Below are 12,324 nucleotides of genomic sequence, written 5' to 3' on the forward strand. Positions count from 1 at the left end.
TATAATTTTTCATCCACAAAAATTGTACGAACTTTAAATAATTAAAGAATATAAATGAATTTTCAACAAAATAATCTCAAAATTGCGACAAGTCCATATTTAAAACAACACGAAAATAATCCTGTTTGGTGGCAAAGTTGGAGCGATGAAGTATTGAATTATGCAAAAGAAATTAATAAACCTCTTTTAATTTCAATTGGTTATTCGGCTTGTCATTGGTGTCACGTAATGGAGCATCAATCATTTGAAGATAAAAAAGTCGCAAAAGTAATGAATGATTATTTTGTTTGTATAAAAATTGATCGCGAAGAACGCCCTGATTTAGATGCTTTATACATGAATGTTTCGCAATTGATTCATCAATCAGGAGGTTGGCCTCTCAATGTTTTTGCTTTACCCGATGGTCGACCATTTTATGGCGGAACTTATTTTCCGAAAGTTCAGTGGGTTGAGTTATTAGAAAATATTCAACAAATGTATCATCAAAATTATCCTAAAACATTAGAATATGTTCATTCGATTGCTGATGGTTTAAATAAAATGGAAACGATCGAATTAAAATCAACTTCTACTTTTTCAGCTTCTAAAATAGATGAAACGTTCGAATTTTGGCAACAGCAATTTGATAATGAATGGGGCGGTTTCAATCGTGCACCAAAATTTATGTTACCAAATGCCTGGGAAACGATTTTGCGTTATGGGATTCAAACTAAAAACGAAAACTGTTTAATTCAAACCAAAATAACGTTAGACAGAATGGCTTTTGGAGGAATTTACGATCAATTGAAAGGAGGTTTTTCGCGATACTCAGTCGATCCGTATTGGAAAGTTCCTCATTTCGAAAAAATGCTTTACGATAACGGGCAATTGCTTTCGCTTTATTCTAATGCATATAAAGTTTTTGGTGAAAAAGAATATAAAACAGTTGTTGAAGAAACTATCAATTGGTTAAAAGATGAAATTCTTTCGCCAGAAAATGTTTTTTATTCAGCAATTGATGCAGATTCTGAAGGGGAAGAAGGGAAATATTATGTTTGGAAATCGGATGAATTAAAATCAATTTTGAATGATGATTTTGATTTATTTCAAAAATATTACAATGTTGATGAATTTGGCGAATGGGAACATGGAAATAATATTTTGATGCGATTAACGGATGACGAAGATTTTGCATCACAACAGAACATCACAACAACCGAGCTTCAAACTAAAGTTTCGGAATGGAAAAAAATACTTAATCCAATTCGTGAGCAACGCACAAAACCTCATCGCGATGAAAAAATATTAACTTCTTGGAATGCTTTAATTATAAAAGGCTTGTGCGATGCAACTATCACTTTCGAAAATACTGAATATCTTGATTTAGCAAAAAATGCAACACATTTTATTTTAGAAAATCAATGGAATGGCGAAATTTTATTTAGAAATTATAAAGACAAGCAAACAACAATCCCCGGATTTTTGGATGATTATGCTTTAATGATTGAAGCATTAATCAAATTATATGAAACTACTTCGGAAATTAATTATTTAGAAACTGCCCAAACATTAACGGAAGAAAATTTTAATCAGTTTTACAATCACAAAAATAAAATGTTTGCCTACAAATCTCATTACGATACGCCTTTGGTAAACGAAACATTCGAGATTTATGATAACGTTATTTCTTCTTCAAATTCTATTATGGCAAATAATTTATTCAAATTAGGAAAAATTTTGAATGAAGAAAAATACATCGAACAAGCAAAACAAATGCTAACAAATATTGATGAAAAAATCCATGATTACCCAACTGGTTTTGCAAATTGGATTCAGTTGTATTTAAATTTTAGTTATCCGTTCAAAGAAATTGTTATCGTTGGTAATGAAGCCCAAGAATACTCGAAACAAATCCAACAATGTTATGTTCCGAATGCTATTTTTGTTGCTTCTAAAACAGAACAATTAAAGATTACTAAAAACAGATTGATTGAAAATAAAACATCCATTCATATTTGCGAAAATTACACCTGTCAATTACCCGTTTATTCGGTAGAAGATGCTTATAAAAATTTATCATTATGAGTAAACAAAGTTGGAGTGACGAAAAACTTATTTCTCGATTAATAAACTACAAAACTGATAAATCTCGCTGGGAAACAATTCGGATTTTAAGAAGCCGTCCAAGTAAAGATTTATTTGATAAATGTGTTGAATTTATTAATTCTAATGATCAAAACAAAAGAATTATCGGGATTAGAATTTTAACTCAATTAGGTATTCCTCCAAGACCTTTTTTAAAAGAAACTATCAACATTTTTTTTAATCTATTAAACTCAGAAAAAGATGTTGATGTATTATTTGCAGTATTCTTCGGAATCAGTCATAATAATTCTGATTTAAATAAAAAAACAAATTAATAAAATCTGTTCTTTTCAAAATTCAAATAGTATTTTAATCAAACAAGAAATTGTAAACGCTCTTGGATTTGTTGAAGATGAAAAAGCTATTAATGTTTTGATTAAATTCTCAAAAGATAAAGCAAATCACATAAGAGATTGGGCAACATTTTATATTGGTCAAATAGATTTTGATAATGAAAATATTCGAAAAGCTTTATATGATAGAATTAATGACAAACATTTAAACACAAGAATGGAAGCTATCGCTGGATTAGCTAAAAGAAAAGATAGTAGAATTAATGATATCATTATTCAAGAACTAAAAAAAGATAATTTTGGAACTTTATTATTTGAAGCCATTTTAGAAACAGAAAGTAAAGAGTTCATTCCACTTTTACAACAAGAACTTGAGGAATCGAAAAATATCAAAATCATAAATCCTGATTGGATAAAAGAACTTGAAAAATGTATTTATGATTTATCTGAATTATAAAAAATATAAATTACATCATGGAAAAAACACGTTGCGCTTGGGTAAATAAAGACCAAGATTATATAGATTATCACGATAACGAATGGGGAAAACCAGTGAAAGACGATAAAATTTTATTTGAATTTTTGATTTTAGAATCTTTTCAAGCTGGATTGAGTTGGTATACTATTCTCAAAAAACGTGAAAACTTTAGAAAAGCATTTGCAAATTTTGAAGTAGAAAAAGTAGCCAATTTTGATGAAACTAAAATAGAAGAATTAGTCCAAAATGAAGGAATTATTCGTCATCGAGGAAAAATTTCTGCTGCAATAAATAATGCAAAGTTATTTATCGAAATACAAAAAGAGTTTGGATCATTCTCTGATTTTATTTGGAGTTACGTTGACCACAACCCCATTATCAACAATTGGAGTTCAATAAAAGAAGTTCCTGCAACAACCGAAATTTCGGACAAATTAGCAAAAGATTTGAAAAAACGAGGTTTTAAATTCTTTGGTTCAACTACAATTTATGCGCACATGCAAGCAACTGGAATGGTAAACGATCATACCAACGACTGCTTTTGTAAATAAATTTGTGTTTGTAAAAAGCGCCAACTTTCGCATCTTTGCGCAAATTTAGAAAATGAAAATCGAATTAAAACATTGGATCATCCTTGGTATTTTGGCATTAACATGGGGAAGCTCATTTATTCTCATCAAACAAGGATTGGTCGCTTACACGCCATATCAAGTAGGAGCTTTGCGATTAACAATTGCTGGAGGAATTTTAGCTATTTGGGGAATTCCAAGTCTTTTTAAAATTCCAAAAAATAAATTAAAATATGTTGCTTTGGCAGGATTTTGTGGAAATTTTATTCCAATGTTTTTATTTCCGATGGCTCAACTACATGTTTCGAGTTCTATGGCAGGAATCTTAGATTCTTTGGTTCCACTTTTCATTTTACTATTTGGCGCATTATTTTTCAATATAAAAGGAACTAAAAATCAAGTAATTGGTGCAATTATAGGTTTTTTTGGTGCTGTATTATTAATTGGCGGCGATGGTTTTTCTGGTGAAAACAGTTTAACACATTGTTTACTAATCGTTTTAGCAACTGCACTTTATGGTTTAAACAGTTTAATTTTAACGCGCTATTTAAACGACGTTCCATCTTTTCAATTATCATCTGCTTTATTTACAATTTGGCTGTTACCATCTATTACAATATTATTTATTTCAGGATTTTTTGATGTTTTCGAAGGAACAGAACAACAATTAAGAAGTTTAGGTTTTGTAGCCATATTAGGAATTTTAGGAACTGCTTTAGCAATGATTTTATTTTATCGATTAATACAAGTCACAGGTTCTATATTTGCATCGATGGTGACTTACATTATGCCTATCGTTTCTGTTTTTTGGGGATTTTTAGTTGGCGAAAAAATCACTTGGATTCATATCGTTGGTTTTGCTATGATTTTATCAGGTGTTTATTTAACACAGAAAAAAGAAAAAGAACTTCAAAACGGTTAGGCTATATTCGAAATAGATTCCTATTTTTATTAAATAATTAACACAACAATAGTCTAACGTAGATTATTTAATAAATTTAAAATGATTCATTTCACCACAATCTCAAGAAAACTTTCGCTTACTCTCTTACTATTATCTTCGCAACAAACTATTTTCGCGCAAGCTAAAATTGATAGTTTAGAATTTGTTCAATTACAAACTCAACTTCAATCAAACATTAAAATTAACAACAAAGCTGTTCAGCTTCCAACACAAACCAAATACAATCTCGAATTAATTGGTTCTGATAATCGATCAATCATTGGTTTGGATGGAAAAATAAATCAACCTTTAGTTCCTAAAACGGTTAATTTACTTTATAAATTAACTCGAAAATCAGATAAAGCAACAGCAGAAATTCCTATAAAAAATTTAAAAATACAAGGAAAATATACAAATAAAGGTATTAACCCAAAACCTTTTGTTATTCCCTCTTTGCGTGAATGGTATGGAGAAAAAGGAGAGTTTAATATTACTTCTTCTTCAAAAATTGTAATCGAACAAAATACTTCTGAGAATTTAGAAGTAGCAAAATTATTACAAGAAGATTTACAAAAACAATTTGGTTACAAATTAGAAATTACTTCAAACCAAAAAGCTACAAAAGGAGATATTTTTATCTCAAAGAAGAAAGATACAACTTTAGGAAACGAAGGTTACGCAATGGAAATTGGTGATTATCTTCAATTTTCGGCACCAACTTATACGGGAAATGTATTTGCAACTCGCACAATTTTACAATTATTAGATCAATCAACTAACAAAAATAGTATTCCGAAAGGTGAAATTAGAGATTATCCGACTTATTCAGAACGTGGATTAATTCTAGATGTAGGACGAAAATTTTTTACAATTGATTTTTTAAATGATTACGTCGAAATTTTATCTTATTATAAAATCTCTAATTTTCAAATTCATTTAAATGACAATGCATTTCATAAATATTTCAATTTTGATTGGGATAAAACACCTTCAGGTTTTCGTTTAGAAAATGATACTTATCCAGGTTTAGCTTCAGCAGATGGGCATTATACCAAACAAGAGTTTAAAGATTTACAGAAAAAAGCTTTTCGATATGGAATTAAAATTATTCCAGAAATAGATGTTCCCGCACATTCTTTAGCCATTGCAAAAGTAGTTCCTGAAATTGGAAGTGATAAATACGGAAAAGATCATTTAGATTTAGCTAATCCAAAAACATATGAAGTTGTTCAAGCTATTTTTGATGAATATACAAAAGGAAAAGACCCAGTATTTATCGGAAAAGAGGTACACATCGGAACAGATGAATATGATAAAAAGGAAGCTGAATCATTCAGAAAGTTCACAGACTTTCTTATAAAAGCAGTTCAGAAAAATGGAAAAGATGTTCGTGCTTGGGGTGCTCTTACGCATGCGCAAGGAAAAACACCTGTTACATCGAAAAATGTTGTGCTAAATATGTGGTACAATGGTTATGCAGATCCTATCGAAATGAAAAAATTAGGATACAAACAAATTTCTACACCAGATGGTTGGCTGTATATTGTTCCTGCTGCCGGATATTATTACGATTATCTAAACGTTAACAACATTTACAACAATTGGGAGCCACGTAACATTGGGAATGTAACATTCGAAAAAGGAGATCCAACAGTTGTGGGTGGAATGTTTGGAATTTGGAATGATATTGCAGGTAATGGAATTTCTGAAAAAGATGTTCACAATAGAGCTTTTCCCGCTATACAAGTTTTAGCTGAAAAAATGTGGACAGCAAGTGATCATAATTTAGCTTTATTCGATTTTAATCAGAAAAAAGTAAATGTTGCTGAAGCGCCTGGACTTAATTTAAGAGGATATTTTGGTGAAGAAACGCGTCAAATTCTTCATCTTCCGTTTGAAAATTCTGTAGAAGATCTTGTTGGTTTCTTCAATGAAAAAGTTAATACAAACAATCCTTCATTTACAAAAGGAATCATCAACAATTCATTGAATGGTACAACAACTTTACATCTTCCATTAGAGGAAATTGGAAATAGTTACACCGTTTCTTTTTGGTTAAAATCTGACACTGCAAATGCAACTATTTTATTCAAATCTAAAAATGCAACTTTTGAACTGAATAAAAATTCAGTGGAATATAATCGTGATGGATATTCATATCAAATGACTGATAATTTAAATCTAAATGATTGGAGTTTTATCACAATTACTGGAAATAAGGAAAATACTACTTTGTATGTAAATGGAAAATTGGTAAAAAAAATGGAAACAGAAAAAATCATTTTACCTTACAAAGAAAAAAATGGAAAAGATATTTCATTTAATAAAGTAAAAACGTTGACTTTTCCTTTAAGACAAATTTCATTAAAAAATGTTAGTTTGGATGATTTAAAAGTTTACAACAAAGAATTTTCAAAAGACGAAGTTTTAAGTGAATATACATCTGTTGAACAATAAATAAAAACCTCGCAAACGTAACGTTTGCGAGGTTTTTTATTTAATATATTTTTTTAAATCTTCTGCTAACTCCTTTGTAAAAGCATCTGCACCTTTGTAATTCATGTGAGTCGTATTGTAAAAATATTTTTGTTGATAACTAATCGAATCGCTCGAATAATCTAATAACTTAAGATGATGTTTTTGTAATGTTTGCTGATAACGATTAATCACTTCACCTCTATTCAACATATAATCTTGACCTTTGTAAAACTCTGGCGCAATCGTAAAAATAAGTTGAATATTTTCTTGTTCGCATTTCGTAATTAATTCTTCTAAAAGTTTGTAATCAGTCGAATCAAAATCAGAATTTTTCTTTTTCATCTTCTTCCAATCAACATCCCATTTACGATTATATGATTTGAAACCATCGTCACGAAAAAGTCCATCTTTATGCAACTTTTCTTTCTTTGATTTTACAATTTGATCTTTCCAATAGGTTTGATCTCTGTAGCGATAAAGTGGTACAATAAAATCAACCAATTTCGTGTCTTTATACTCTTTTAACGCATCATACAAATTGAAATTCCACAACATAAAAGGCGTGTATTGATTTGGTTGAAAAACTTCTTCGATATGTGAAAACGAAAACGTGTCTAAATTCCACACCACAATTTTAGGTTTCGGATTATGTTTAAGATATAAATTGAAACGATAGAATTGCATTTTGAATTTACTTCCGTTCAATCCAAAATTATGTGTTTTCAATTTTAAATCTTGCTCTAAAATTGTCGGGTTAATTTGAATAAATGCGCGCGAAGAACCAAAAACAGCTAATTCTACATTCGTTTTTCCTTCTTCTATTTGATTCCATTCTTGCACTTCTCCGCTAAACAAAGCCATTTTTTTAAGTTGATTCGAATAATAGACATCAACCAAAACAGCTACGATAAAAATGGTCAATAGCGAAATGAAAATGTATTTAATGAGTTTCATTATTTTCTCAACATTTCGATATGTGGAATATCATCTTCTAAATATTCTTCAGAAACTTGTTCAAAACCAAAAGATGAATAAAATTCTTTCAAATAAGATTGTGCCGAAATACGAATTGAAGACGTTTTAAATTGATTTTCGATCACTTGAATCGAATTCTTCATCAATTGTTTTCCTAATCCATATCTGCGAAACTTTTGATTCGAAATTACACGACCAATAGACGGTTCATTTTCGTACGAAATTCCTTTCGGAACAATTCGAGAATATGCAGCAACCTCATCGCCAATCGTTGCCCAAAGATGCCCACAAATCAAATCCTTATCATCACAATCTTGGTAAATACAATCTTGCTCTATCACAAAAACTTCGTTTCGCAATTGTATTATTTTATATAGCTCTTTCGAAGTTAAATCTTCAAATGATTTATAATACCAAATAACCTCTTCCATCTATTAATCTAATTTTGAATATTTTGCAATAATATTTTCGAACATTTTTTGAGGTAAAATATTTTTCAAGGTTACAGAGAATTTCTGCATCGATTTACCAATATAATAATGAGGTTTCAAATTCTTTTGAGCTAAAATATTTTCGATAATCGGAATCAAATTTTCTGTTGGTGTACCATCTTGTACTTCGTGATCAATATCTGCTACCATTGCATCATATCTTTTTTGATAGAATTTTGACACAAAAGTTTTCACACGTCCCTCTGCAATATTGGTTTTGATATCTCCAAAATTCAACGTAGCAATTTCTACTCCCGTGTGACGATTTTCTAAACGAGCCGATTCTATTAACCGATCAATCATTGCTTTCGAAGCTGAATAATACCCTCTAAAAGGTAAACCATTGTTACTCGCAATCGACGAAACATTCAAGATATAACCGTTTTTTTGAGAACGCATTGTAGGCAAAACTTCTTGCATAGTGTAAATTGGTCCATAAACATTAACGTCCAATAATTTTTCGATATCTGCTTTCGACGCATCTTCCACAGCACCTAACATTCCAATTCCTGCATTATTGATCAACACATCAATTTGATTATTTGTTTCCGAAAAAATCTGCTGAAAACTACTTTTTACATTTTCTTTATTTGAAACATCTGTTGCAATATGTTTGAATTTCTCTTGTCCTTTAGCCGTTCTTGATAAACCATAAACTTGATGTCCTTTATCGTGAAAATAATTTGCCAAAGTCAATCCTACACCCGAAGAAGAACCTGTAATTACAATAACTTTTGATTGCATGATTCGATTAATTTAACCGCAAAACTACATAATATCAGACAAATATTTATAGTTAAATAATTTTTTGAAGGGTTAATAGAAGATTCTCTAAATTTGTGCGTTAATTATCAAAAGATTTCAATTGAATCCAAAAACTAAAAAATATATTATAACGGGAGTTAAATTAACCATCAGTATTGCGTTAATCTATTATATCTTCTTTGTTAAATTACATATTTTTGATATTTTCAGTCATTACAAAAATGCAAATTGGGCATACATTTTTATAGCTGTTGTACTTTATGTTGTTTCGCAAGCGCTCTCTATTTTTCGATTAGATTATTACTTTCGAGACATTAATCTGGATTTATCTTACAAATCAAATGCGCGTTTATATTTTTTAGGAATGTTTTATAACACCTTTGTTCCAGGCGGAATTGGTGGCGATGCCTATAAAGTTTATGTCTTGAATAAAAATTATAAAATCAGTTTGAAAGAAATTTCACAAGCCGTTTTTCTTGATAAAATTATTGGTTTATGTGCAATGCTATTAATCATTATATTCCTAATATATCTTTCAAACTTGACAGATTATCCTTGGATACAATATGGTTCATTAATTCTATCTCTGATAGGTTTTATAGCTGTTCCATTTATTTTAGGAATAATTTTCCCAATTCATAAACGTACATTTTATAACTCGATGATTTATTCTATCGTTTTACAATTGATACAAGTTGGTATGTTGTATTTCGTTTTAGAAGGATTAAATATCCATCCAGATAATTTTAGTATTTATTTATTGATTTTTTTAGTTTCTGGTATATTATCAATTATATCATTTAGTGGATTTGGGATTAGAGAAGCTGTATTTATGTACGCTGCACATCGATTCAATTTTGATGAAACTTTAGCCACAAGTGCGGCATTTATTTTCTCTATCATCACCATTTCTATCTCATTTATTGGGATTATTTACCTGTTTAAAGGGGTTAAAATTGAAGAGAAAAAGAAAAAGACGAATATTTCTTTTTAAAATCTGAAAAATTATTTCTTTGAAACGAAAAGAGTTAAGCCCTAACATTAAATTTTATTTAATTTTTTTCATTTTAACTATTTGGATTATTCAAAAACAGCCCTATATTTGCAATCCAATTACGAAGGTCTCTTAGCTCAGTTGGTTCAGAGCACCTGCCTTACAAGCAGGGGGTCACTGGTTCGAATCCAGTAGGGACCACATAAAGACAATAGAAAGTCTTTTAAATAAAATTCTAAATAGGTCTCTTAGCTCAGTTGGTTCAGAGCACCTGCCTTACAAGCAGGGGGTCACTGGTTCGAATCCAGTAGGGACCACTTAAAGACATTAGAAAGTCTTTTAAATAAAATTCTAAACAAGGTCTCTTAGCTCAGTTGGTTCAGAGCACCTGCCTTACAAGCAGGGGGTCACTGGTTCGAATCCAGTAGGGACCACATAAAGACATTAGAAAGTCTTTTAAATAAAATTCTAAAAACAAGGTCTCTTAGCTCAGTTGGTTCAGAGCACCTGCCTTACAAGCAGGGGGTCACTGGTTCGAATCCAGTAGGGACCACATAAAGACATTAGAAAGTCTTTCAAATAAAATTCTAAACAAGGTCTCTTAGCTCAGTTGGTTCAGAGCACCTGCCTTACAAGCAGGGGGTCACTGGTTCGAATCCAGTAGGGACCACATATTAAAACTCCTTTCAAGAAATTGAAAGGAGTTTTTTATTTTAAATTATAAGTTCAACACAAATGTTACAAATTGACTACATTTTAAAATTATTTAATTTGTTCTGAATTAATGATAAACTGATTTTTCAAGTCTTCATCAATATTAGAAATTATCTTGTAAACATAAGGGTTTTCAAATAATTCATAAGGATTGAATATTACAATCAAATCATTAATACTATCATTATTTATCGCAACGAATATTTCTAAAGTATCATTTTGTATATCTAGAGATTTCTCTTTAACGATTGTGATTATATCATTCAAAGAAATATTTTTATTTATTAAGCTCTTATCATATGAACAGCTATTGACATGATAAATCGTAACATATTTAGATAAATCATTCTTGTCGTAACTTTCAATTAAAAGGTTAATCCAACTAATCATAAATCTATTGTTATTGAAATAAATATAATAAAAAAATCCTCGATAATTAATTATCGAGGATTTATCTTTTTAAAATCTTAATCTTACACCATTATCAGTTGTAAAGGCTTTTTTACGGAAAAGGAACAAAGTAAGTCCTCCAATAAATATAGCCGAATCTGCGATATTAAATACAGGCTGAAAGAACTTATAATGTTGTCCTCCTATGATTGGTATCCAAGTAGGCCAATCGAACTCTACAATCGGAAAATAAAGCATATCTACGACACAGCCCGTAAACCATCCCGAATAACCAGCAAAGTTAGCTTGTGCGACTCCTTGATAGCCTACCCAATCTTGAAACATTTCATTGTAAGTAGTTCCTTTATCGAAAATTACACCATAAAAAATTCCATCAATCACATTCCCAATTGCACCTGCCAAAACAAGCGCAATCGGAATGATAAAGAAATTATTATTTAGTTTTTTCGACCATGCATTAATATAGTAGATAATAGCACCAATTAAGGCGATTCGTAGAAGTGATAAAACTATTTTACCTGTTTCTCCTCCGAAATGCATCCCATAAGCCATTCCTGGGTTTTCTACAAATGCTATTTTAAACCAACCTAAGACATCTACATCTTCACCTAAAAAAAAGTGTGTTTTGACGTAAAATTTTGAGATTTGGTCTATGATTAAAACCAAAATGGTAATGAGTACTACTTTTTTCAAAATACTTTATTAACGTTGCATATTTTTAGCCTCGATACTTAATGTAGCATGCGGAACTAATTTCAAACGATCTTTGTTAATTAATTTTCCTGTTACACGGCAAATACCGTATGTTTTGTTCGAAATACGTAATAATGCATTTTTCAGGTCGCGAATAAATTTATCTTGACGCGCTGCCAATTGTGCATTTTGTTCTTTCGACATTGTTTCAGAACCTTCCTCAAAAGCTTTAAAAGTCGGAGATGTATCATCCGTACCATTATTACTATCGTTTGTGTAAGCTTCTTTTAATAATTCATAATCTTTTATCGCTTGATCTAATTTTTCTTGAATTATCACTCTAAACTCTTCCAATTCTGCGTCAGAGTATCTTACTTTTTCATCTGTTGTTGCCAT

General features: G+C 30.3%; 13 protein-coding genes and 5 tRNA genes. 12 read left to right on the top strand and 6 right to left on the bottom strand.

Annotated elements, in window-relative coordinates; genetic code table 11:
- The first annotated feature begins 54 nt into the window (after positions 1-54).
- The 6 genes from AC2I98_RS06870 (at position 55) to AC2I98_RS06895 (ending at position 6,864) form a co-directional block, all read left to right on the top strand.
- On the top strand, positions 55-2,064 hold the full coding sequence (locus AC2I98_RS06870) for a thioredoxin domain-containing protein (protein ID WP_486413858.1): 2,010 nt from the start codon (positions 55-57) through the stop codon (positions 2,062-2,064).
- Positions 2,061-2,399, top strand: coding sequence for a hypothetical protein (locus AC2I98_RS06875; protein ID WP_486413859.1), 339 nt, complete (start codon positions 2,061-2,063; stop codon positions 2,397-2,399). The genes AC2I98_RS06870 and AC2I98_RS06875 overlap by 4 nt, the downstream gene beginning before the upstream one ends.
- Before the next feature lie 97 nt (positions 2,400-2,496).
- A complete protein-coding gene (locus tag AC2I98_RS06880) occupies positions 2,497-2,874 on the top strand; it encodes a hypothetical protein (protein ID WP_486413860.1) in 378 nt (125 codons plus the stop codon).
- Between the two features lie 17 nt (positions 2,875-2,891).
- Entirely contained in the window at positions 2,892-3,446 is a 555-nt protein-coding gene (locus AC2I98_RS06885; RefSeq protein ID WP_486413861.1) for a DNA-3-methyladenine glycosylase I, read from the top strand.
- Between the two features lie 52 nt (positions 3,447-3,498).
- Complete coding sequence (locus tag AC2I98_RS06890; protein WP_486413862.1) at positions 3,499-4,386, top strand: DMT family transporter; 888 nt, start codon at positions 3,499-3,501, stop codon at positions 4,384-4,386.
- 81 nt (positions 4,387-4,467) lie between these two features.
- Positions 4,468-6,864, top strand: a complete 2,397-nt coding sequence (locus tag AC2I98_RS06895; RefSeq protein ID WP_486413863.1) for a family 20 glycosylhydrolase — start codon at positions 4,468-4,470, stop codon at positions 6,862-6,864.
- Positions 6,865-6,900: 36 nt separating this feature from the next.
- Here the strand turns inward: AC2I98_RS06895 and AC2I98_RS06900 are convergent, their stop codons facing one another.
- The 3 genes from AC2I98_RS06900 to AC2I98_RS06910 are packed head-to-tail and all read right to left on the bottom strand — an operon-like array spanning position 6,901 to position 9,095.
- Positions 6,901-7,839, bottom strand: a complete 939-nt coding sequence (locus AC2I98_RS06900; RefSeq protein WP_486413864.1) for a hypothetical protein — start codon at positions 7,837-7,839, stop codon at positions 6,901-6,903.
- Entirely contained in the window at positions 7,839-8,291 is a 453-nt protein-coding gene (locus tag AC2I98_RS06905) for a GNAT family N-acetyltransferase (RefSeq protein WP_486413865.1), read from the bottom strand. Before AC2I98_RS06905 ends, AC2I98_RS06900 begins: the two co-directional genes overlap by 1 nt.
- Before the next feature lie 3 nt (positions 8,292-8,294).
- Positions 8,295-9,095, bottom strand: coding sequence for an SDR family NAD(P)-dependent oxidoreductase (locus tag AC2I98_RS06910; protein WP_486413866.1), 801 nt, complete (start codon positions 9,093-9,095; stop codon positions 8,295-8,297).
- Positions 9,096-9,216: 121 nt separating this feature from the next.
- Here AC2I98_RS06910 and AC2I98_RS06915 point away from each other — a divergent pair, with 121 nt between their 5' ends.
- The 6 genes from AC2I98_RS06915 (at position 9,217) to AC2I98_RS06940 (ending at position 10,780) form a co-directional block, all read left to right on the top strand.
- The gene (locus tag AC2I98_RS06915) at positions 9,217-10,110 is read left to right on the top strand and encodes a lysylphosphatidylglycerol synthase transmembrane domain-containing protein (RefSeq protein ID WP_486413867.1); all 894 of its coding nucleotides are present in this window, start codon (positions 9,217-9,219) and stop codon (positions 10,108-10,110) included.
- A 126-nt stretch (positions 10,111-10,236) separates the two neighbouring features.
- A tRNA-Val gene (locus tag AC2I98_RS06920) sits at positions 10,237-10,311 on the top strand.
- 41 nt (positions 10,312-10,352) lie between these two features.
- Positions 10,353-10,427 (top strand) — tRNA-Val (locus AC2I98_RS06925).
- Between the two features lie 42 nt (positions 10,428-10,469).
- Positions 10,470-10,544, top strand: a tRNA-Val gene (locus AC2I98_RS06930).
- Between the two features lie 44 nt (positions 10,545-10,588).
- A tRNA-Val gene (locus AC2I98_RS06935) sits at positions 10,589-10,663 on the top strand.
- A gap of 42 nt (positions 10,664-10,705) precedes the next feature.
- Positions 10,706-10,780, top strand: a tRNA-Val gene (locus AC2I98_RS06940).
- Between the two features lie 92 nt (positions 10,781-10,872).
- Here the strand turns inward: AC2I98_RS06940 and AC2I98_RS06945 are convergent.
- The 3 genes from AC2I98_RS06945 to AC2I98_RS06955 all read right to left on the bottom strand — a co-directional run bounded on the left by AC2I98_RS06945 (position 10,873) and on the right by AC2I98_RS06955 (position 12,324).
- Positions 10,873-11,214, bottom strand: a complete 342-nt coding sequence (locus AC2I98_RS06945) for a hypothetical protein (RefSeq protein WP_486413868.1) — start codon at positions 11,212-11,214, stop codon at positions 10,873-10,875.
- Positions 11,215-11,283: 69 nt separating this feature from the next.
- On the bottom strand, positions 11,284-11,928 hold the full coding sequence (locus tag AC2I98_RS06950; protein ID WP_486413869.1) for a lipoprotein signal peptidase: 645 nt from the start codon (positions 11,926-11,928) through the stop codon (positions 11,284-11,286).
- Positions 11,929-11,937: 9 nt separating this feature from the next.
- Positions 11,938-12,324, bottom strand: coding sequence for a TraR/DksA family transcriptional regulator (locus tag AC2I98_RS06955; RefSeq protein ID WP_486413870.1), 387 nt, complete (start codon positions 12,322-12,324; stop codon positions 11,938-11,940).

Source organism: Empedobacter sp. EJD.6dd, assembly GCF_057369435.1.